At 37.8% G+C, this 23551-nt stretch carries 19 protein-coding genes and 5 tRNA genes; 19 read left to right on the top strand and 5 right to left on the bottom strand.

The window, feature by feature from the left end; translation table 11 throughout:
* Positions 1-11 precede the first annotated feature (11 nt).
* On the top strand, positions 12-1133 hold the full coding sequence (locus ACSKY2_RS06350; RefSeq protein WP_489877148.1) for a sensor histidine kinase: 1122 nt from the start codon (positions 12-14) through the stop codon (positions 1131-1133).
* A 106-nt stretch (positions 1134-1239) separates the two neighbouring features.
* On the opposite strand, the gene ACSKY2_RS06345 is transcribed toward ACSKY2_RS06350, so the two are convergent.
* Positions 1240-1758: a DUF1836 domain-containing protein gene (locus ACSKY2_RS06345; RefSeq protein WP_489840569.1), complete on the bottom strand. Its 519-nt coding sequence runs from the start codon at positions 1756-1758 to the stop codon at positions 1240-1242.
* Between the two features lie 194 nt (positions 1759-1952).
* On the opposite strand from ACSKY2_RS06345, the gene ACSKY2_RS06340 reads away from it, so the two are divergent.
* Positions 1953-3185: an MDR family MFS transporter gene (locus ACSKY2_RS06340; RefSeq protein WP_489840570.1), complete on the top strand. Its 1233-nt coding sequence runs from the start codon at positions 1953-1955 to the stop codon at positions 3183-3185.
* A gap of 168 nt (positions 3186-3353) precedes the next feature.
* Here ACSKY2_RS06340 and ACSKY2_RS06335 read toward each other — a convergent pair.
* The 3 genes from ACSKY2_RS06335 to ACSKY2_RS06325 form a co-directional block, all read right to left on the bottom strand.
* Positions 3354-3426, bottom strand: a tRNA-Gln gene (locus ACSKY2_RS06335).
* Positions 3427-3433: 7 nt separating this feature from the next.
* Positions 3434-3516: transfer RNA gene (locus tag ACSKY2_RS06330), tRNA-Tyr, on the bottom strand.
* 58 nt (positions 3517-3574) lie between these two features.
* A complete protein-coding gene (locus ACSKY2_RS06325) occupies positions 3575-4402 on the bottom strand; it encodes a metallophosphoesterase (RefSeq protein WP_489877147.1) in 828 nt (275 codons plus the stop codon).
* Between the two features lie 177 nt (positions 4403-4579).
* Here ACSKY2_RS06325 and ACSKY2_RS06320 point away from each other — a divergent pair, with 177 nt between their 5' ends.
* From ACSKY2_RS06320 to ACSKY2_RS06255, 14 genes are all read left to right on the top strand, one after another.
* Entirely contained in the window at positions 4580-6025 is a 1446-nt protein-coding gene (locus ACSKY2_RS06320; protein WP_489877146.1) for a peptide MFS transporter, read from the top strand.
* Between the two features lie 345 nt (positions 6026-6370).
* Positions 6371-6453, top strand: a tRNA-Tyr gene (locus ACSKY2_RS06315).
* Between the two features lie 7 nt (positions 6454-6460).
* Positions 6461-6533: transfer RNA gene (locus ACSKY2_RS06310), tRNA-Gln, on the top strand.
* Between the two features lie 112 nt (positions 6534-6645).
* A tRNA-Gln gene (locus ACSKY2_RS06305) sits at positions 6646-6718 on the top strand.
* Between the two features lie 158 nt (positions 6719-6876).
* Positions 6877-7638, top strand: coding sequence for a DUF975 family protein (locus ACSKY2_RS06300; protein WP_489877145.1), 762 nt, complete (start codon positions 6877-6879; stop codon positions 7636-7638).
* 9 nt (positions 7639-7647) lie between these two features.
* The gene (locus tag ACSKY2_RS06295) at positions 7648-8112 is read left to right on the top strand and encodes a SprT family protein (RefSeq protein WP_489840574.1); all 465 of its coding nucleotides are present in this window, start codon (positions 7648-7650) and stop codon (positions 8110-8112) included.
* Between the two features lie 61 nt (positions 8113-8173).
* Positions 8174-10093 carry an acyltransferase family protein gene (locus ACSKY2_RS06290; protein ID WP_489877144.1) on the top strand — a complete coding sequence of 640 codons (1920 nt, stop codon included), beginning with the start codon at positions 8174-8176 and terminating at the stop codon, positions 10091-10093.
* Positions 10094-10214: 121 nt separating this feature from the next.
* Positions 10215-10679, top strand: a complete 465-nt coding sequence (locus ACSKY2_RS06285) for a MarR family transcriptional regulator (protein ID WP_489877143.1) — start codon at positions 10215-10217, stop codon at positions 10677-10679.
* Complete coding sequence (locus ACSKY2_RS06280) at positions 10672-11583, top strand: metal ABC transporter solute-binding protein, Zn/Mn family (RefSeq protein ID WP_489877142.1); 912 nt, start codon at positions 10672-10674, stop codon at positions 11581-11583. Before ACSKY2_RS06285 ends, ACSKY2_RS06280 begins: the two co-directional genes overlap by 8 nt.
* Positions 11580-12272, top strand: coding sequence for a metal ABC transporter ATP-binding protein (locus ACSKY2_RS06275; RefSeq protein WP_489877141.1), 693 nt, complete (start codon positions 11580-11582; stop codon positions 12270-12272). Before ACSKY2_RS06280 ends, ACSKY2_RS06275 begins: the two co-directional genes overlap by 4 nt.
* Positions 12265-13047 carry a metal ABC transporter permease gene (locus tag ACSKY2_RS06270; protein WP_489840579.1) on the top strand — a complete coding sequence of 261 codons (783 nt, stop codon included), beginning with the start codon at positions 12265-12267 and terminating at the stop codon, positions 13045-13047. The genes ACSKY2_RS06275 and ACSKY2_RS06270 overlap by 8 nt, the downstream gene beginning before the upstream one ends.
* Before the next feature lie 139 nt (positions 13048-13186).
* Positions 13187-14818, top strand: a complete 1632-nt coding sequence (locus ACSKY2_RS06265) for an ABC-F family ATP-binding cassette domain-containing protein (protein ID WP_489877140.1) — start codon at positions 13187-13189, stop codon at positions 14816-14818.
* A gap of 410 nt (positions 14819-15228) precedes the next feature.
* A complete protein-coding gene (locus ACSKY2_RS06260) occupies positions 15229-16599 on the top strand; it encodes a sugar porter family MFS transporter (RefSeq protein WP_489877139.1) in 1371 nt (456 codons plus the stop codon).
* 167 nt (positions 16600-16766) lie between these two features.
* Positions 16767-18116, top strand: a complete 1350-nt coding sequence (locus tag ACSKY2_RS06255; protein WP_489841196.1) for an MATE family efflux transporter — start codon at positions 16767-16769, stop codon at positions 18114-18116.
* A gap of 87 nt (positions 18117-18203) precedes the next feature.
* On the opposite strand, the gene ACSKY2_RS06250 is transcribed toward ACSKY2_RS06255, so the two are convergent.
* Complete coding sequence (locus ACSKY2_RS06250; protein WP_489877138.1) at positions 18204-19307, bottom strand: GntR family transcriptional regulator; 1104 nt, start codon at positions 19305-19307, stop codon at positions 18204-18206.
* Between the two features lie 280 nt (positions 19308-19587).
* On the opposite strand from ACSKY2_RS06250, the gene ACSKY2_RS06245 reads away from it, so the two are divergent.
* From ACSKY2_RS06245 to araA, 3 genes are read left to right on the top strand one after another with little or no spacing between them, the layout of a single operon-like run.
* Entirely contained in the window at positions 19588-21207 is a 1620-nt protein-coding gene (locus ACSKY2_RS06245) for a xylulokinase (RefSeq protein WP_489877137.1), read from the top strand.
* Between the two features lie 6 nt (positions 21208-21213).
* The gene (locus ACSKY2_RS06240) at positions 21214-21918 is read left to right on the top strand and encodes an L-ribulose-5-phosphate 4-epimerase (protein ID WP_489877136.1); all 705 of its coding nucleotides are present in this window, start codon (positions 21214-21216) and stop codon (positions 21916-21918) included.
* Positions 21919-21950: 32 nt separating this feature from the next.
* On the top strand, positions 21951-23378 hold the full coding sequence (gene araA, locus ACSKY2_RS06235) for an L-arabinose isomerase (protein WP_489877135.1): 1428 nt from the start codon (positions 21951-21953) through the stop codon (positions 23376-23378).
* Positions 23379-23551 lie beyond the last annotated feature (173 nt).

Raw genomic sequence — 23551 nt, 5'->3', positions numbered from 1 at the left:
AGGCAGTGGGGATGAAACAAAAAATGCTGAATTGGCTGATGCTAATGGTCAAAGCAGTGGTTTCTGCCCTGCTTTTTGTATGCATGGGGATTGGTTTGATTCTCATCATTCAACCAAGTTGGCAGGCTACTAATGTCTGGTCAGAATTAATCTTAGTTACTAGACAGTCGCCAATATTGGTCGTTGCTGTCGGTGTCATTTTATTAGTTATTTGGTTGGGCTTTTTTTGGCAATTTTATGAACAGATGAAGTTGGCGGAATTGATTTTTGCGGTACATGAGTTAGTACCACAAGTTAGCGATACAAAAAGCGCAGGATTGGCAGTTAATCATTGGGGTAGACGGTTACGACCATTAGTTCAGAATGTGAACGATGTGTTTGAAGCTGCTCAACGGGCAATGGTTGAAGAGCATGAAATTGAACGATCAAAGGATGAAATGGTGACTAATGTTTCACATGATTTACGGACACCATTAACTTCTATTTTGGGTTATCTTGGGTTGATTATTAACGATGATGGTCAACAAAAATTGAGCCGTGCTGATATTATGAAATACGCACAAACGGCTTTTGATAAATCAGGACAAATGAAATCTCTAGTAGAAGATTTATTTGATTACACACAGGTACATCAAGTTGATTTTAAATTACATTGGGCACCATTAGATTTAGCTGCCATGTTACAGCAGTTGGCTGTTAATTATGAATTAGAAGCGAAACAAAAGGGTGTTGTCATTTCAGCAGTATCTAATCCGACAGTTATTGAAATGGTGGGTGATCCAGATCGCTTGGCACGCGTCTTTATGAATCTTATCAATAATGCATTAAAGTATGGCGAAGGTGCCACATTTGTTCGTTTGTCTGCAAAACAGGTGGCAGATAATCAAGTTGAAATTCGAGTGACAAATAATGGTGCGAAAATTCCAGCAGAATCAATCAAGCGGTTATTTGATCGATTTTATCGTGTGGAAAGTTCTCGTAATACCAAAACAGGTGGAACAGGACTTGGCTTGGCGATTGTTAATGGTGTGATTAATGCTCATGGTGGTCAAGTGCGTGTTGAATCAAATGATGATTTGACAAGCTTTATTATTTTATTGCCTTTAACACCGGAAGAAGAAAGTGGCGAATAGTAAAATTAATCAATTAGTTATATTACTAGAGCCGTGAATCTACCAGATTAAAATGGGTAGATTCACGGCTCTTTAAATAGCTTTTATCACACGCGTAACAGTCAAATTATTTCGTTGTTGGTACTTCTTTGATAGGGTGCTGTGCTTGTAATGTGGCTAATATTTTTTCGGCTTCTAATTTATGGAATAAAACACTAGCAGCAGATTGCATGAGTTGTGTTTCTAATGATGATCCTTCAGTTGGCGTACTGGTTGGGTTTTTGAAAAAACCCAGCAATGTATCAACAAATGAATTATACGCATTCTTAGGATAATCATCTGCTGTGATTTGATCGATTGCTGCACGAATTTGATCTAATGAAAAAATAGGTTTTAGTAACGAAATGATTAAAATATCAGCAACCTGTAGCGTTTGATACTTCTTTTTAATTGGTGCTAAAATCATCTTTTTCTTCACATAGTTGTTGATCATTGTAGAGGTTACGGTTGGCATCTCAAGTGGTGCTAATACTTTGTTGATAAATTCTACAACTTGATCCATGTACAAATCAAAATTAGGCAAATCATCCCAATATGGGAAAATGATGTCCTCAAAATTATTTTTTTTTAAATTAGTTATCGTCATAGTTAGCAGCCTCGTATCTTTTCCTTGTTTATAGGGGCAATTATATCACATCTAGACTGTAAAACTAAATGTTAGTAATCCATAGACTAAAATACTGTTAAATGAAACAACGGAAGCTATTTTCGTGCGACAATGGTCGTTAGCTTGTGGTAACATAGAAACAATTTGAATTTATGGGCTAAGGGGTAAAGGTTATGCAGGAATTTATGGCGCTTAATCGAAATTTGAAGTTAAGAACGTTGACTGTGTTTTTAACAGTTCTATTAGGTAGTTCGATTGGCCCCAATATGACAATTTATTATGTGCAATACTTTGGTGCATTTGTTTCAGGATTTTTATTAATGGTTGTTTCAGTTGCTGGTTTTATTGCTGGACTTTATGGTGGCCATTTATCAGATGTGTGGGGCCGTAAACGGACAATCCTGGTTGGTTCGGTATTAATTATTACTGGCTATGGTCTGGCGATGTTAGTCAATGCACCTTGGTATACAAATCCATATATCACTTTTATTGGGTTTTTAATGGCGTCAATTGGTGCTTCGTTATCAGATCCAGCAGAACAAGCGATGATGATTGATGCCTCAACAGTAAAAAATAGGAAATTTGTTTATGCCCTGATTTATTGGGTAATTAATATTGGTGTCATGTTAGGTGCCGCAATTGGTGGATGGTTTTTCCGAGACTACCTTTTCGAATTGTTATTGGGTTCAACGGTGGTGGGTTTGATCAATGCTGCAATTGTGAAATTTGGTATGTCTGAAACTCTGGATATGACGAATGTGCAAGCTAATTCATCGGTCTGGAGTGCTGTAAAATCATACGGACAAGTATTATCAGATAAACGATATGTGCTATTTATGTTTGGTTCTATTTTTTCAGTTGTTATTTATTCACAACCAGATTTCTATTTAGCGGCTCATCTAACACAGTATTTCCATGATTATACATTTGTAGGGATTCATTTTTATGGTCAACGAATGCTTTCCTTTATGTTGGTTATTAATACCGTTGTCATTGTGTTAGCAATGAATGCTATTAATCGCTATACAAACCGTTGGCCATTATTACGAAGCTTTGCGATTGGCACTTTCTTACAAGGACTTGGTTTTGCTGTTTCTTTCTTGTTACGTGATTTTTGGCCATTAGTATTTATTTCGTTTGTCTTTACATTAGGTGAGATCATTAATGTACCATCTAGCCAAACAATGCGTGCTGACATGATGAATCCAGTTCAGATTGGTGCTTATTCTGGTGCCTTTTCAGCAACACGCCCAGTTGGGAATATCCTTTCAGGTTTGATGGTATCGTTATCACAGTTTACCAATGATCTCGGTATGGCTACTATTTTGATGTTGGGTACATTTATTGCGATTGGTACAATTGTGAAGGCGGCCAAAATGCCAGCGCATTTTAAAACTGAAAATTAGTTATGATTAAAAGTAACGCGTTATAACAGTAAAACTGTCAATCGATCCATCCATTTAGTATGGTCGGTTAACAGTTTTTTTGTGTAATAAAAAGGGGTATTATAATTGTGTCGAGAAAAGTGCAAAATAAAAAGCCAACAAGCGTAATTGCTCATTGACCCTTTGTAGCTGGGATAGCTGGATTCGAACCAGCGAATACACGGTACCAAAAACCGATGCCTTACCACTTGGCCATATCCCAATAATGATGGGGGCTATAGGATTCGAACCTATGAACCCGAAGGAATGGATTTACAGTCCACCGCGTTTGACCGGACTTCGCTAAACCCCCATATGTATCGTTTAAGTAATTAAGATATCACTCAACGAATATATACTATACAGAATAGTTATTTGTTTGTCAACACTATTTGTATAATTTTGTTACGCCACGATTGATAAAATGTATCAGCTGTCCATTCTTTTAAACGGTGACGATTATAACCAACGCTTGGATTATAATAAGTGAGTGATCCCTTTTCTCGTGGGGGGACAGTGACGTGAATATGGCCATAGAAAACATGACGAATATTAGAGTAATGTGCTAGTAATTCACCCGTTTTTGCTGATCCTAAAACGCCGTTGACCATTGTCCAGCGTGTATTATCTTGCGGATAAAAGAGCTCATCATTAATGGGCGCAAAGTGTGTGAAGAAAATGACTTGTTTGTGTTGCTTCATGGCATCGTCAAATAGCGCTTGCATTTGATAATGGCCAAGAGCCATTCGTTCAATATCACTCATTGGTTGGTCAATGACGCGATCATAATAAAAGCCAGATCGAAAGCGGGCAATCGCCTCAGGTGCAACATTTGGGGCAAAAGTGTAATCATACCAACCGTTATGACCAATAATTCGCCAGTTTGTCTGAGGAATATCAAGATACTGATTATGAAAGTAGCTGGTATCTAAGGGTGTTTCTAATTCAGAAAAGGCAATATTACGACCCATATCATGATTACCAGCAATGAAAAGAACTCGTGTATCTGAGGCAAGCGCGTGTTGTAAAGCATGAACGTATTTTAGAGACTTTTCAAAATCATTAAATAAATCACCAGCAATTAAATAGTAATCTGGTTGTAGCTGGTTTAGGGTGGTAATCTGTTGTGTCAAAGTTTTTCCGATATCTTGTTTGTTGACGTCAAAGTGATTATCACTGGATACGATAATTTTTGTCATAAACGCTCCTTTCTTTACCGGGTTCATCATTTGATTATAACAAGGTCGCAAAAAATTAGCGAAAGATGCTGGTTGTTCTTGTCGAAAGTTATAAAATCAAGTAAACTTTAACGAGTGATCTGACATCACATTGTTCAGAGTAGAAGAACAGTTGATATGAATAAGGAGTTTTTGATTATGGAAACGGAAAAAAAATTTCTGGGACAACCATATGGTCTAAAAACATTGTTTATGACCGAAATGTGGGAACGTTTCAGTTATTATGGTATGAAAGCCATTTTGTTATACTACATGTGGCATTTAATTAGCACTGGTGATCTTAATATCACTAGAGCCACAGCTGCATCTATTATGGCGATTTATGCATCGATGGTTTACTTATCAGGTGTAATTGGTGGCTTTATTGCCGATCGTATTTTAGGACAGCGACGGACAGTCTTCTGGGGTGGTGTCCTAATCATGTTTGGGCATATTGCGTTATCACTACCATTTGGGGCAACTGCGATGTTTGTTTCAATGATTTTAATTGTCCTTGGAACAGGGTTACTAAAGCCTAATGTCTCGTCATTAGTCGGTTCATTATATGATGACAATGATAGTTCACGTGATTCAGGTTTTTCAATTTTTGTGTTTGGTATTAATTTAGGGTCATTTATTTCGCCATTATTGGTTGGCTGGACACAAGAAAATATTGGCTTCCATGTTGGCTTTTCACTAGCAGCAATTGGGATGCTTTTTGGGTTGATACAGTATCACTTTGGTGGTAAGCATCTTCATGAAGATTCAAATTATGCACCGGATCCATTACAAGAAGAAGAAATTAAACCATTGGTCGTTAAAATTATTCTTGGTGTGATTTTCTTTATATTAGTGATTATTTTAATGAATCTAATGGGTTGGAATAGTCTCCAAAGTTATATTAATTTATTGACGATTGTGGCAGTGATTTTACCCATCTCGTACTTTGTGTTGATGATTACGTCTACTAAGGTAACCAAAAATGAGCGGTCACGTGTTTATTCATATATTCCGTTATTTTTAGCAGCAGTATTGTTTTGGGCAATCGAAGAACAAGGATCAATTGTTTTAGCAACGTTTGCTGCTGAACGGGTGGACACATCTTGGTTCCCAGCGGCCTGGTTCCAATCGTTGAATCCTTTGTTCATTATGCTTTATACACCATTTTTTGCTTGGTTATGGGTAAAGTGGCAAAAGAATCAACCATCATCACCAATGAAGTTTGCTGTGGGATTAATGTTTGCTGGCGCATCATTCCTATTGATGGCTGTACCAGGAGCATTGTTTGGTACTACTGGTAAAGTATCACCACTTTGGTTAGTTGGTTCGTGGGCACTAGTTATTATTGGTGAGATGCTTATTTCACCCGTTGGTTTATCAGTAACCACGAAGCTAGCACCGAAAGCTTTTATGTCACAAATGATGTCAATGTGGTTCTTGGCTTCTTCAGCAGGATCAGCATTAAATGCTCAGCTAGTAACACTATATTCAGCTGACAATGAAGTTGCTTACTTTACATGGTTTGGTGTGGCATCTGTCGCTCTTGGTGTCTTATTAGTATTCATGGTACCGCGTATTAAGCGATTGATGAATGGTATTAAATAGAGTCATAAAGCGTTGGCACATCAATCGTTATGAACCAGCTGCAACGGGGCGTCGATCTATCAATTTGATTGGTAGATTGGCGCCTTTAAACGTGTTCCAAAAGACTGAAGCCTTACTGTAACAACAATTAGGCGCTTCCGGTTCTTCGTTATACTACGAACCAGAATCACCCAATTATTGTTACAATCGGCTTCAAACCGTCTTTTATCACACTCTATTTAATACCATTCATCAATCGGTCATTTGTTTTGGTCGTCATGAACACCTTAAAAGAAAGCCTTGCATTCTCCATTTTTAATTGGTATTATATAAGAGTTGTCGGGACAGAGTGCCTGATAGAAATATGGGGGTTTAGCGAAGTCCGGTCAAACGCGGTGGACTGTAAATCCATTCCTTCGGGTTCATAGGTTCGAATCCTATAGCCCCCATTATTATTGGGATATGGCCAAGTGGTAAGGCATCGGTTTTTGGTACCGTGTATTCGCTGGTTCGAATCCAGCTATCCCAGCTACAAAGGGTCAATGAGCGATTACGCTTGTTGGCTTTTTATTTTGTTTGATAAAAGATGATGGTATTGACATGAATAACAGGTTGCACTAAAATAATTAAGTTGATGACATTGGGATATGGCCAAGTGGTAAGGCATCGGTTTTTGGTACCGTGTATTCGCTGGTTCGAATCCAGCTATCCCAGTAATATATTGTTAAACATCTGTCTCAAAACAGGTGTTTTTTTAATTGTTTATTTCATTTGTTAGGGAGAATTTGTGATATATAATCTGATGTAAAATAGCTAATTTAGTAACTAATTTATGTTAAAATTAATAGAAATTGACAAATGAAAGGTAATCTATGTTAACGAATTACGATTTAAAAAAACAAGCGAAAACATATGTGCAAGGTAGTAATTTTGGTATAGCAGTGAAGCTATCCGCTATCTTAATTATTTGGCAAATTGTTACCGCAGTTCGAGATAATAATCAGGCAGTTTCTGGCACAATGAATCAAGCAAAGAATACGGAAACAATGGCGTATTCATCACAATTATTGTCAAACTCATTCTCGTATGCAGTGCAGATTTTTACAACGAGTTTATTATCAGAAGTTATTTTTGGTGTGTTTACATTAGGGATTACTTGGGCATTTGTGCAGTGGCATCGTCAAAAAAAGGGACCTGAAAAACCTTTCCAAACTAGTTTTCATTTTTGGAGTGGTAAAACAATTGTTGATATTGTCGTGTTATTAGGATTACGATTTATCTTCACCGTGTTGTGGACGTTTGTATTTATTATTCCAGGTATTTTGAAAGCTTATTCATATTCACAGGCCCCGCTGTTATACGCAGAGGATGTGAAAGCTGGTCGAGAAATTGCGTCAATTACATCATATTTAAAAAAATCTGAGGAAATGATGCGTGGTTACCGGTTGCAATTATTCTGGTTACAAATTAGTTTTATTTTTTGGTGGATTTTTGTCTCGTTGACTTATGGTATTGCAGCAATCTATGTTATTCCATACTATCAAGCAACTTTGGCTGAATTCTATTTAGCGGTTCGTTCAGGAAAACCTATGCAACGGAGAACGATGCCGTTCGATGAAAATGATGAACTGTAAAGAGTTACTATGACGGATCAAGACTTACAGCGATTGGTTGAAAAAATATCTAAAGCGTTTTTTGGAAGATCATTTGAACACCAAGCTAGGTTTAATGACCGGTTGAGGACAACAGGTGGCCGTTATTTATTGACCAGTCATGATATTGAAATTAATCCATTGATGTTGTCAGCTTTTGATTTAGATAATCTTGTTGGTATCATTAAGCATGAGTTAGTTCATTATCATTTGCATAGACAACAACTGCCATACATGCATCGTGATCAAGCATTTAAAGATTTATTGCAACAAGTTCATGGGTTACGGTATGCACCACGTATTGTTAAGCCCCATGAAGAAAAACGATATTGGCTTTATGTTTGTCAAAATGGTCATAAAATATATCGACAACGCCGTATTAATTTAGCGCGCTATGTTTGTGGTGACTGTCAAACAGCGCTAAAATTAGTAGGATATTATTATTTAGAAAATTGATTAAAATACCCAGACAGGGTGAATGTTTAAATAAGAGTAGAAGTATTTAGGAAGAGATAAAATGAGCCAAAATGTTACAAATAAGCCACGATACATTACGGGATTTGATGGGCTTAGAGCAATTGCTGTTATTGGAGTAATTATATTTCATTTATGGCCAACGTATTTACCCGGTGGTTGGATGGGTGTCCCATTATTTTTCGTCCTATCAGGGTATTTAATTACAGATTTATTGATCCAAGAATATGATCGTAATGGTCGCATAGATATTTTAGGATTTTATAAACGCCGAATGAAACGTTTGTATCCTGCATTATTAATGATGTTATTTGCTACAGCATCCTATATTGCATTTTTTGCCCGCGATTTACTATATAATTTACGCGCAATTTTAGTTAGTAACATGTTATATGTCTATAACATTTGGGCAACTAAGCATGGTGATTCATATTTTGATTCATGGGGTGGTTCATCACCGTTTACCCATTTATGGTCACTATCAATTGAAGGTCAATTTTATTTAATTTGGCCAATTATTGTTATGATTTTATTAGGATTGCGTATTCGCCGTATTTCCATTGGCGTTGCTTTGATTGGGCTTGCGGGCGTCTCAGCAATCTTATTGGGCATCATGTATGATCCAATGAACATTAATCGTGCCTACTATGGTTCAGATACACGTATTTTTGCAGTTTTATTTGGTGCCGCATTAGCATTTGGTTGGCCGTCTAGGCGGATGAAATATATTTTATCGCCACGTGTACGTCGCAATTTGAATCTTTTAGGTGGTATTGCCCTCGCGTTAACAATTGTGACGTTGTTTGGCTTGAATGGTCAATGGCGTGCAACATATATGGGCTTGATGTTTGCTGCAACAGCAGTGATCACAGGTTTAATTGCCATCACAGCTCATCCAGCATCCTTTTTGAGTCATGCATTAGATAATCGTTTTTTGAACTATTTGGGTACGCGTTCATATAGTATTTATTTGTATCAACTACCTGTGTTTGTATTTTTTGATAAATTGATACCACAGCACGAATCATTTTTAATGAATCTAGCAAAAATTGCAATTGTGTTAGTGCTAGCAGAATTGAGTTATCGCTACGTTGAAAATGTCTTCCGTCGGGTTAAAAAGCCAGCAATACCTGAAAAAACATCGTGGTACAAACAGTTCTTTGGTACACATTCTGTACAAGCAATGCTAGTTGTGGCGGTATTATTGATTGCAGGGACTGGTTATGCGGTATCAGCAGATGCTTCAGGACATGCAAAACCCAAAAATACGTTAGAAAAGCGACTAACTAAAAATAAAGATCGCATCAGTCAGGCAAATAAAAAAGCTGTTGCACAAGCAAAACAAGCGCAAAAAGATCAAAAAGACAAGAAAGACCAAACGAGTGCGCAGTCATCTAGTCAAAAGATTGATCCACAGTCGTTATCACAGTCTGATCGTGATTTGATGGGAAAGTATGGTCTTAATGCAGATCAATTTACAGCAATTCGTGATAATCGCGTGACAGCAGTTGGTGACTCTGTCATGGTTGATGTTGCGCCTGATTTACAAGAGTTAATGCCAAATACCGTTGCAAATGCGACAGTTGGTCGACAACCGTATTCTGTGCCAGAAATCCTTGAATCATATGATAGTCAAAGTTTGTTATCACAAAATGTTGTTATTTCCATCGGAACGAATGGTTTGATTGGTGAAAATGATTTTAAAAAGATCATGGATACTGTAGGTAATGACCGGCAAGTCTATTGGGTTAATGGATTTGCTAGTCGTGATTGGGTTGGTAAGAATAATAACTTCTTAACTGAACAAGCAAAACGTTATAAGAATCTGCATATTGTTGATTGGGCAGCACTCGTGAAAGATCATCAGGATTGGTTAGGTGATGATCATGTACATCCAAATCAAAATGGTTCTGTACAATATGCTGCACTGATTGCGAAAACAATGGCTGAACAAAATAAATAGATAGTGCACTGTCAATCTGCTAGGTTAAGCTAGTCAGATTGACAGTTTTTTTAGATGTTGCACTAACTATTTGTACGTGTTATTATTAACTGGTTAATTAACTGGTTAAGGAGATGTACAGATGACAAATCATGATTATGCAAGTCAAATTGATGAATTTTTAAATCATTTAAAGTTAAGTTCCGAAAATCAACGTGAGGTGTTGATTGGTGAAAATAAAACAGATATTACGACAACGCAAGGACATCTGTTGATGTTGTTATCACAAAATGGTCCCCAAACAAATTCAGAACTTGCACGTGCGTTGCACGTTTCTGGTGCAGCAGTAACTAAGGCAATGAAGAGTTTATATATACGTGATGAGCCAATGGTCAATGCCATGCCAGACCCGGCAGATGGGCGTGTTAGTCGCTGGTCATTAACAACGTTAGGTATTTCATTAGCATCTGCACACACACGACGTCATCGTGAAACCATCGTGGAATATGAAAAATTATTAGATACATTTTCGAAAGAGGAACAGGTAGTCATTAGTAAATTCTTAACGCAATTATCAGTATGTTTAACAGGAGAAATACATGAATAACAAACAGTCAAAGTTTATTTGGGTGCCAATTATTTTAGTCATTGTATTATTAGGTATGATTTTTTATCGTGCGTGGCAACGACAAACACCAACAGTTAAAACCAATAAAATTACCGTTGTTGCCAGTCTGGATAGCTATGGTGAAATGGCCAAAGCAGTTTTAGGGAATCAAGGAACAGTGACGAGTGTGATCAATAAGCCAGATATGGACCCTCATGAATATGAACCAACGGCAAGTGTTGCCAAGCAATTCCAAAAAGCAAATATTATTATTTCTAATGGTGGTGGCTTTGATAATTGGAGTGTCAATTTTGCGAAACAAAATACAACCGCTAAGACGATTACGTTAGCAAAGCTTTATCATTATAAAGATGGTCAGAGTGGTGGTAATGAACATTTTTGGTATAAAACCGATGTGATTCCTCGTTTAACACAACAATTAGTCAAAAAATATAGTGCATTAGCGCCAGCAAAACAAGCCTACTTTAAAAAGAATGCAAAAAATTATCAGAAGAAAGCTGAAAAATTAATCAATTTACAAAATCAAGTTAAAAAGCATTTGACGGGGAAAAAATTATTGGCAACTGAACCAGTGTTTGATAACACATTGATAGCATTAGGTGCTGATATGCAAGATCAAAACTTTGCTCGGGCTATTGAAGAAGGCGATGATCCAACACCAAGTGATGTACGTGAATGGCAGACACTCATTAATCAGGGAAAAATTGCTGTCGTGATTAATAATCCTCAAGCAACTGGTAAATTGGCGAAGCAAGGTGTGGCTTATGCGAAGGCCCATCATGTACCTGTTGTTCAGGCACGTGAAACAAAACCGGCAAAGACAACATATATTGATTGGCAAATCCAACAATTAAAAGCGTTAGATGAGGCATTACAAAAATGAAGATTTTAAGTGGTAAAAATATTGGTATTAAATTTGGTGATCGTTGGTTGTATCAGAATGTTAATTTCGAATTAACACAAGGACATAATATGGCCTTGATAGGTGATAATGGGGTTGGGAAAACAACCTTGATTCGTGCGATGCTTGGGAAAATACCTTTAACGACAGGACAATTTGAATGGGATAAAAAGAGCCAATATAAAATTGCGTATGTGCCACAGTATCGGCCGGATATGCAAGCTTTTCCATTGCGAATTAGAGATTTTGTAGGTCTAACTTTCGATCAAGGGATACGACCATGGTTATCAAAAAGTGAAAAAGACCGTTTGGCACAGATATTATCTTTGACAAATTTAACTACCATTGCTAATCAACGTATTGACATGGCGTCTGGTGGCGAACGGCAACGTGCTTATTTGGCACAGGCATTGGTGCAACAACCCAATGTTTTGATATTAGATGAAGCAACAGCTAATTTAGATAATGTTGCCAAATATGAATTAATGGATGTTATTACAGCTTATCAACAACAATATCAACTAACGATTATTATGGTTAGTCATGATATTGATATCATCCAACGTTACGCTGATGACTATTTACTCTTAACAACACAAGGCAGTGAATACGATACGATTAATCAGCTAGATGTTACGAAACTACGTGAGGGAGGCACAAATTTTGTTTAGTTTTCCATTTATGCAACATGCTTTTGTAGCCGGCACGATTATCGCGATAATGAGTGGCCTGATTGGACCATTCATTGTTGCTCGACGCATGTCCTTCTTAGCACATACATTGAGTGAGATTGGTTTTGCAGGGGCCTCTTTTGCTTTGTTTATGAGTTGGTCACCATTAGTGGGGATGCTGTTATTTTCAGTCGTTGCTTCAATGAGTATTGGTGAGTTAGGGATGAAAGAGCAACGTTCTGAATCATTGATATCAGCAGTGAGTGCGGTTGCGATTGGCTTAGGAATTGCCTTCTTATCGTTATCTGATAAAAATGCGACTGCTGCTACAGGCATTTTATTTGGTTCAATTTTTAGTATTGACCATATTGATGTCGTGGAAGTGGTTGTTTTGGCCTTAATCGTTATTTTAGTCACATTACTGATGTATCGACCATTACGTCACTTTGCTTTTGATCACACAACAGCTAGTTTTAGTTTGAAAAATATTCAGTTGATTGAGGTGTTATTTTTAGGGTTAATGGCGGTGACAGTCGCTGTTTCTGCTCAAATTGTTGGGTCATTGTTAATTTTTATTCTAATGATTTTACCAGCAAGTTCAGCAATGCGTTGGGGTAGATCGGTTGCTCAAATTATTGTTTTGGCAATGACATTCTCCGTTTTAGGTGTCTGGGTATCGCTTGTGCTATCATTCTGGCTAAATTTGCCAGTTTCATTTTTTATCGCTTTGATTGAAGCTGGTATTTACTTCGTTAGTTTAATGAAAAAAAGATAATTGATTTCGGCTGATTATCGTGCATTAAACTTGCTTATAAATACACCATTTGATACAGTTATAAATGGTATGCTTATGTTTATTAAGCGGAAGTTTATACGTAAAAATAAGATAATATTTTGTAGGAGAAGTAAAAAATATGCTAACTGTTTCGAATGTCTCAGTTTCATTTACTGGGAAAAAATTGTACGACGATGTTAATTTGAAGTTTACACCGGGCAATACTTACGGCATCATTGGTGCTAACGGTGCTGGAAAGTCAACCTTTTTAAAAGTTTTAGAAGGCAAGTTACAACCAACAACTGGTCATGTGTCAATGGATCCTAATGAACGGATGTCATCACTAGTACAAGATCACTTTGCCTTTGATCAATACACTGTTTTGGATACAGTGATGCAAGGTCACAAGGAATTATATGACGTCAAAACAGAGATGGATGCCATCTATCTACACGATCCATTTACGGATGAAGATGGTATTCGTGTTGGTGAATTATCTGCTCGGTTTGAAGAGTTGGATGGTTGGACAGCTGAAACGGAAGCATCACAATTATTACAGAGTATTGGTATTCCAGAGAGTCAACATCAAACAATGATGTCAGATTTACCTGAGGTTACTAAGGTTAAGGTATTGCTCGCACAAGCATTATTTGGTAATCCTGATATCTTGATTCTCGATGAGCCAACGAATGGGTTGGATACAAAGACCATTGCCTGGCTAGAAGATTTTTTGGCTGACTATCAGAACACCGTTTTAGTGGTTTCCCACGATCGTCACTTTCTGAATGCTGTGGCAACAATGATTTTGGATGTTGATTTTGGTAAGATCAAGCTCTTTGTTGGTAATTATGATTTTTGGAAACAATCATCTGAATTAGCACAGCGGCTTCAATCGCAAGCCAATGCTAAAAAAGAGGAACAAATCAAAGAATTACAAGACTTTATTGCTCGTTTTTCTGCCAATGCTTCTAAGTCAAAACAAGCGACCTCACGTAAGAAGCAATTAGATAAGATTACGTTGGACGATATTCAACCATCTTCACGTAAGTACCCATATATTAACTTTGAAACGTTACGTGAAATGGGAAACGATATGTTGCGAGTTGAAGGTGTTTCAAAGAGTATCGATGGTGAAAAAGTGTTGGATAATATTTCATTCACAGTTAACCCTAATGAAAAAGCATTAGTCATGGCTGAAAATGACGTTGCCGCAACGATGATTTTGGACATTATTGCTGGTAAGGTAAAGCCTGATTCTGGTAAGGTTACTTGGGGTGTCACGACGACTCAAGATTATTTAGCTAAGGATATGGGAACTAACTTCCCCAATCCTGAGCGTCCAATTCTAGATTATTTGCGTGACTTTGCTTCCAAAGAAGAAAGTGATAATACCTTCTTACGTGGTTTATTAGGTCGGATGTTGTTTAAGGGTGAAGACGCTGAAAAGACATTGGATGTTCTTTCAGGAGGTGAAAAAGTCCGCGTGATGTTGTCAAAGCTCATGTTGACAAAAGCAAACGTCTTAATTCTCGATGATCCAACGAACCATTTGGATTTGGAGTCAATTACATCATTAAATGATGGCTTGATTAACTTTAAAGGTGGTCTAATTTTTACGTCTCACGACCATACATTTGCTCAAACAATTGCAGATCATGTGATTGTTGTTTCTGATCAAGGTGTCATTGATCGCGCAGAAACGACTTATGATGAATTTATGGCACATCCCGAGGTGCAAAAGCAATTAGCTGCTAAGAATATTGTATTGTAAAAAAGAATATAACAAATTTAATGATTGATACAGTTCGTTAAATCATACTGCCTAATTGGTACACCTCATAATGGTGTTTACCAATTAGGTTTTTTGTTATTTATAGAAAAATATTTTCAGCATACAAATAACCAAACAAACCTGAATAAAAGCATTACTATGATAAATTACTCCGAATATTTGTACGTAAATTTGTACGTTTTCAATAAAAGGCTTTTAATTTGTCCGCACAACATGTATAATGATGTTGTTGATGAAAACGGTTACAAAATTTCACGAAGTTTTATTTGATTCTAAATCATTGCAGGTATTTGTTTTTGAACTTCGTTTGGGGGTCAGATAGTCGTTTTCAATAAAATTTTTTAAAGTTTAGGATTATGCAAAAAGCATGATTTTGGAGGGATTAGTTCATGTCTGAGAAGAAAATTTCTAGTAAATTTATTTACTTCTTTGGAGCCTTTGGAGGTATTCTGTTTGGGTACGATATTGGTGTTATGACCGGTGCATTACCATTCTTGCAAAGTGACTGGAATTTGTCAGGTGGTGGTGTTACAGGTTGGATTACATCATCGCTGATGTTAGGTGCTGTGTTTGGGGGTGCTGTTGCTGGTCAGTTATCTGATCGTTTGGGACGTCGTAAGATGGTGTTATATTCAGCATTGCTATTTATGATTGGTGCTCTTCTAGCAGGAATTTCACCACATGATGCTGTTGGTTATTTGATTTTCACGCGTGTGGTATTAGGAATTGCGGTTGGTGCAGCCTCAGCGTTGGTGCCAGCTTATATGTCAGAGATGTCACCGGCTGAAAAGCGTGGTAGTTTATCAGGAATCAATCAATTGATGATTGTTTCAGGTATGTTGATTTCATACATTGTTGATTTCATTCTTAAAGGATTGCCAGAACATATTGCATGGCGTTTGATGCTATCTTTGGCAGCCGTGCCTGCCTTGATTTTGTTCTTGGGAGTGCTACGTTTGCCTGAGTCACCACGTTTCTTGATTAAATCAGGTAAGAATGATGAAGCACGTCAAGTATTGTCATGGATTCGTAAGCCAGAAGAAATTGATGCTGAAATGACTGATATTAGTGAAACTGCTAAGATTGAGCAACAAGCTGCTAAGACCACAACTTGGGGTTCATTGTTAGATGGCCGTTACCGTTATCTAGTTATTGCGGGTGTCGTTGTCGCCTTCTTCCAACAATTCATGGGTGCTAATGCTATCTTCTATTACATCCCATTGATTGTTGAAAAGGCTACTGGTCAAGCTGCTGCTGATGCCTTGCTATGGCCTGTTGTTAACGGTGTTATCTTGGTTGTTGGTGCTTTGTTCTATATGGCTATTGCTGAGAAGTTTAACCGTCGTCACTTATTAATTTTAGGTGGTACGGTGATGGGCCTTTCATTCATCTTGCCAGCAATAATTAATTCATTTATGGATACTAATCCAATGATGATTGTTGTATTCCTGTGCATCTTCGTTGCTTTCTATGCCTTTACATGGGCCCCAATAACTTGGGTGTTAGTTGGTGAAGTTTTCCCACTAGCTATTCGTGGTCGCGCATCAGGTTTGGCATCATCAATGAACTGGGTCGGATCATTCGCAGTTGCTTTGGTCTTCCCAATCATGACTGCATCAATGTCACAAGAAGTGGTCTTTGCTATCTTTGGTGTCATTTGTTTAGCCGCTGTTGTGTTCGTATTATTCCGCGTACCAGAAACACGTGGTCGTTCTCTTGAAGAAATTGAAAAGATTGGTGCTGAAAAAGGTAACAATTAGATATTTGTGTTATTTTCTAAAGTAGCAGATGAGTGAAACAAAAGTTCGGACAAATTGTTCGGACTTTTTTAATTTACTGATAAATAATCATTATTAATAGACAAATGCGCAACGCTTATTCTATACTTTAACCTAATGCAAATTTATAGATTTAAGGAGCGGTAAGCATGCAAGATTTAACAAGTGGCAAGCCAGTGAAAGTCATTCTGATGTTTGCCATTCCATTAATGATTGGAAATATGGTACAACAACTTTACAATATTTCTGATACGTTAATTGTTGGGCAAACACTGGGTGTGAATTCTTTGGCTGCAGTTGGTGCAACAGGTAGTATTCAATTTTTGATTATGGGTTTCGTGCAAGGATTTAGTTCAGGGATGGCCATTATTACTGCGCAACGTTTTGGTGCACAAAATGTTCGTGGTGTCCGTGAATCATATGCAGCAAGCATTATTGCAGCATTGATTATGTCAGTTATTCTCACCATTATTAGTTTGGTGTTTTTAGATAATCTAATGCAAGTCATGCAAATGCCTGCTGCCATTTATGGAGAAGCGAAGCTATTTATCGGGATTATTTTAGCAGGAACTGTGATGACAATGGGATATAATGTCATTTCAAATGCTATGCGAGCGGTTGGAGACAGTAAAGCCCCCTTATATTATTTAATTATTGGCATGATTGTTAATGTGACTTTAGAATTACTACTGATTTTAAAGTTTCATTGGGGCGTTGAAGGTGCCGCAACAGCAACAGTTTTTGCACAATTTGTGACAGTTGCTGTTTCGTATTGGCATATCACAAAATATACAGATACATTAAGATTAAGTTGGTCTGATTTTAAGTTAAAAAAAGGCGATTTACGTAAGCATTTCATGGCGGGACTACCAATGGGATTCCAGCAATCAATTATTGCGATTGGTTCAGTGACATTAGCAACGGCTGTTAATACATTGGGAACTAATGCCGTTGCAGCAAATACAGCGGCTTCTAAGGTTGACCAAATTAGTACCCAATTGTTAATGGCTGTTGGTGTTGCTATGGCGACGTATACTGCACAAAATTATGGTGCCGGAAAATATGATCGTATTTTAACAGGTGTGAAAAATGCGTTAACGGTGTCAATCAGTGTTAGCTTTGTGCTAGGAGCCATTGAAGTTATCTTTGGTCGTGATCTGGTGAGCTTGTTTGTTGGTGCTGGTCAGTATAAGGTTATGAATCTGGCACAAGAGTTTTTCTGGGCAAATGGACCATTTTATTTTATTTTAAGTATCTTGTTTGTTTTACGTTATACTTTACAAGGACTTGGAGATGTACGAACACCTACTTTAGCCGGTATGGGTGAAATGGTGATGCGGTCAATTGCAGCATTTTCGTTAGTCGTATGGTTTGGTTTCTTTGGCGCTAGTTTGGCTAACCCATTAGCATGGTTAGGTTCACTATTATTCTTAATACCAGCCTGGCTTCGAATGGTTCGGCGATTACGTCAGCTATCGACGCCAGTGCGTGATGAATAGTATTAGTCGGTTAAATAGTTTGTACATATAAAAAGGCAGTTGCCTTCCATTATTTTGGAAGGTGGCTGCCTTTTTTGTATCACATATTTAGTTTTCTGAATCTTTTATTGGGTGAAGAGTTGTTGATGAGTTACGGATAATAATATCTGGTTCATAAACAACATCATGACCATCTTGACCATCAATAATGTTTAGCAAAATTTGAGCGGCATCGTGCCCCATTTTACGTTTTGGATGGCGATTGGTTGTTAAACTAGGTGTCATATATGTTGATAAGCTATAGTCATCAAAGCCGACAATCGCAATATCTTCAGGAATCCGAAAACCTAATGATTTCACCAAATCAATCGTTTGTATCGCGAGTGAATCGTTATATAGTGCTAAAGCAGTTGGGCGATGAGGTGATTCTAAATAGGTTTCGATTTTATTTAAGATCAAGTCATTATTTTCCTCATCATTTGATTGATACATAATAATGTTGCTATCTAATGCATAGTCAGGTTGGGCCTGAAAAGCCTTATAGAACCCCTGCATACGATGAGCACCTTGAATATCATCAACTTTAAAGACTCCCAGAATGCGTTTATGGCCTTCTGTAATTAGGTGGCGGACTAACTTGGCCTCTGAATCAATATCGTTAACTTCTAAATAATTGAAATCTAAATCTTCATATTTTGAATTGATAAAGACGGTTGGGATGTTTAGTTGCTTGATTTGATCGTATAAATCTTTATTAGGGTTTGGTAGAGCTGACATGGTAGGTTCGATGATAAGCCCACTAACACCAGTCTCGATAATTCTTAATAAGCTACGACGTTCTCGATCGAATGTGTTGTGAGTGTTACTGATAAAAAGCGCATAACCGGCATCAGAAATGACTTGGTCAATACCACTAATGATTTCGGGGAAAATGTAGTCTGCCAAATGTGTTGTTACAACACCGATGACTTTATTTTCGGTCTTGGCAGCAGGGACTTTCTTCCAATCATTAACGTACATGCCATCCCCTTGGATGCGATAGAGGTAATGTTCTTGTTCTAGACCTGCAGTCGCCCGCCGTACAGTATAACGGCTAACGTTATATTGTTCAGTTAAGTTCGCTTCAGTTGGTAATTTATCACCAATTGCAAATTTTCCAGAAATAATATCGTTGCGGAGCCCTTTTTTAACGATGTCATATTTTGTATCCATAATTTGATAGCTCCATTTCAAGAATTTAATAACTAAGTTCATTATACAAAAAAAACATAATGGAACAAAGCGCTTTATTAATGCAACCAGAGTGAATAGTTAGCGGTATGAAAATGACTTTTAAAAGCCTAGTGCTATCATGTTTGCAAACATGTATGGAATTATGCATACAAATTTAAAGATTTTTACTTGATTTGTCCGCACAAATGTTTTATTATAATAATTGTAAACGGTTACAAAAACGGAAACAGATTGATTCTCATTTGAGGGGAATAGATTAATGAATAAAGAACAGATTCAAGAACAAATTAAAACAGGGCAAACTGCCCTTGGTGTTGAGTTTGGATCTACCCGAATTAAAGCAGTATTAGTTGCAGCTGATTCATCAGTGATTGCAGTTGGTAGTCATAATTGGGAGAACAAGCTAGAAAATGGTATTTGGACATATTCTTTGGAAGATGTCTGGTCAGGTTTGCAAAGTGCTTACAAGAATTTGACGGAAGTTGTTGCTGACAAATACAACGTGAAAGTAACAAAGCTTGCTTCGTTTGGCATTGCGGCCATGATGCATGGCTATCTTGTATTTGATAAAGATGATCAGTCATTAGTACCATTCCGTACATGGCGTAATGCAATTACTGCTGAAGCTGCTGCAGAGTTGACAAAGCTGTTTAACTTCAATATTCCACAGCGTTGGAGTATTGCTCACTTATACCAAGCAATTTTGAATCAAGAAACGCATGTGAAGGAAATTAATTACTTAACAACGTTGGCTGGGTATGTTCACTGGCGTTTGACCGGTGAAAAAGTTATCGGTATTGGTGATGCGTCGGGTATTTTCCCAATTGATGCTGAGACAGATGATTACAATCAAGTAATGATGGATAAGTTTAATGCTTATAAGTCAGTGCAGCAATATTTATGGCAGTTACGTGATATTTTACCAACTATCAAGTTAGCTGGTGAAGAAGCGGGTCACTTAACTGATGCAGGAGCGAAGTTACTCGATCCATCCGGAACACTTCAAAGTGGTGCACCTGCAGCAGCGCCCGAGGGAGATGCTGGTACTGGTATGGTATCAACAAACTCAGTCAAGAAGCGAACGGCCAATGTATCTGCGGGTACGTCAGCCTTTGCGATGGTGGTTCTTGAAAAGGAATTATCACAAGTTAATGAAAATATTGATATGGTAACAACGCCTGATGGCTCACCAGTTGCCATGGTTCATATTAACAATAGTACGTCAGAAATTAATTCATGGGCACGTGTCTTTACTGAATTTGCTGCGGCAATTGGTGCAACGGTCACTGGTGGTGAAATCTTTAGTGCATTGTTCAATAGTGTTCTAAAGTCAGACCCAGATGCTGGTGGTCTACTGAGCTATGGCTATCATTCAGGCGAGAATATCACAGGTATGAACGAAGGTCGTCCATTATTTGTCCGGACACCAAATGCTAAGTTTACTTTAGCTAACTTGATGCGGATGCATCTATACAGTGCTTTTGGTGCCATGAAGATTGGGTTGGATGTTTTAGCAGAGGAAAAGGTTGCTATGGATTCGGTCGTTGCTCAAGGTGGTATTTTTACAACACCAGTTGTTGCGCAAAAGATTTTAGCAGGTGTCATGGACACGCCTGTTACTTTGATGAAGAATGCTGGTGAGGGTGGCCCCTGGGGCATGGCAGTTTTGTCACAATTTGTGGTGAACCGCAAAGAGGGTCAAACATTGGCTGATTATCTAGAAACTGAAGTATTCCAAGCACAAGAAAGTACAACGATTGCGCCAGATGCAGAAGATGTTGCTGGCTTTAATGAGTTTATGACAAGGTATAAAGCAGGTCTGTCAATTGAACAAGAAGCAATTGATAAAATGCCAGTTGAAACAACTAAGGAGGATTAATTAAGAATGTTAGAAGATGTTAAGCAACGTGTTTATGATGCAAACATGGCTTTACCAAAGCATGATTTGATTAAATTTACTTGGGGTAACGTTTCAGAAATCGATCGTGAAAGTGGTTTATTTGTTATTAAGCCTTCTGGCGTACCATATGATGAATTAAAACCAGAAGATATGGTTGTCGTTGACCTTGATGGCAAGATTGTCGAGGGTGATCTTAATCCATCAAGTGATACGGAAACGCACCGTGTGCTATACACGGCGTTTCCAGAAATTGGTGGTATCGTGCATACACACTCGCCATGGGCTGTTGCGTTTGCACAAGCTGGGATTGATTTGCCAGCTGCAGGGACGACTCATGCAGATACATTCTATGGGGATGTGCCAGTTGCTCGCCAAATGACCGATGAGGAAATTAATGGTGAGTATGAGCTTGAAACAGGTAATGTGATTGTTGAGACGTTCAAGAAGCGTGGAATTGATCCAATGGCAGTGCCAGCTGTATTGGCACAGGATCATGGCCCATTTACATGGGGAACATCTGCGGATAAGGCAGTCTATAATGCTGTTGTTTTGGAAGAGTCAGCAAAGATGGCTTACCATACCATTATGTTGAATCCGCATAGTATCCATGTTTCACAGGCGTTGTTGGATAAGCATTATTTGCGTAAGCATGGTGCAAATGCTTACTATGGTCAGAAGTCTAAAGACTAATTGTTATTATATATTTCAGGGGGAAATAGAACATGTTTAACACAGAGAATTACAAGTTTTGGTTTATTACAGGATCACAATTCCTATATGGTCCAGAAGTATTAGATAAAGTTGAAGCAGATGCGAAAGATATCGTTGATAAGTTGAATGAATCAGGAAACTTACCATATCCAGTTGAGTTTAAATTAGTTGCAACGACTTCAGAAAATATTGCTGGTGTTATGAAGGAAGCTAATTATGATGATTCTGTTGCCGGAGTCATTACTTGGATGCACACATTCTCTCCAGCAAAGAACTGGATTCGTGGAACACAATTACTACAAAAGCCTTTACTACACTTTGCGACACAATATCTAGAAGAATTGCCATACGATAGCATTGATTTTGATTACATGAATGCTAACCAATCAGCTCATGGTGATCGTGAATATGCATTTATTAACGCACGTTTGCAGTTAAACAACAAGATTGTTTATGGTCACTGGGCAGATACAGATGTCCAAGCACAAATTGGTAAGTGGATGGACGTTGCTGTTGCATATAACGAATCATTCAAGATCAAGGTTGCTTCATTTGCTGATAAGATGCGCAATGTGGCTGTTACCGATGGTGACAAAATTGAAGCACAAATCAAGTTTGGTTGGCGTGTCGATTACTGGGCAATGGGTGATTTGGTTGAAGCTGTTAACAATGTTAGCGAAGATGATATCAATGCCAAGTATGAGGAACTACAAAAAGTTTATGACTTTGTGATTGGTGATAACACACCTGAAAAGTTTGAGCACAGTGTTAAGTATCAAATTCGCGAGTATTTTGGTTTGAAGCACTTCATGGACGAGCATGGTTACACAGCCTTTACAGATAACTTCGAAGACTTGTATGGTCTAGAACAATTACCAGGTTTGGCATCACAATTATTAATGGCCGAAGGTTATGGATTTGCTGGTGAAGGTGACTGGAAGACAGCTGCTTTGGATCGTTTGATGAAGATTATGTCACACAACAAGCACACTGTTTTCATGGAAGATTACACACTTGATTTGCGTAAGGGTCACGAAGCAATTCTTGGATCACACATGCTTGAAGTTGATCCAACGATTGCTTCAGACAAGCCACGTGTTGAAGTTCACCCATTAGACATTGGTGACAGAGCTGACCCCGCTCGTTTGGTCTTCACTGGTATGGAAGGGGATGCTGTTGATGCAACCCTTGCCGACTACGGTGATGAATTCAAGTTGATGTCATATGATGTTCGTGGTAACAAGCCTGAAGCAGAGATGCCATTGTTGCCAGTTGCTAAACAATTATGGACGCCAAAGCAAGGCTTGCGTGAGGGTTCTGTTAGTTGGTTGACACTTGGTGGTGGTCACCATACAGTGCTATCATTTGACATTGATTCAGAACAATTGTCAGATTTGGCAAAGATGTTTGATTTGACTTACGTTGATATCAAAGATTAAAATAATTCACTAATAAAATTGCTTAATTTAACAATAAATAAAAAATAAAACCTAAAATCTCATATAAAAGTTAACAATAAAAAATCTCTCACAAAATTGTCAGTAACAATATGTCACATAAAGCATATTATTACTGACTTTTTTATGTTATCTGTTATGATTTATTGTTAAAA

It is taken from the genome of Weissella sp. ESL1156 (assembly GCF_058505625.1).
Note: the sequence above shows the minus strand (reverse complement) of the source record. Positions and strands in the feature narration are given on the sequence as shown.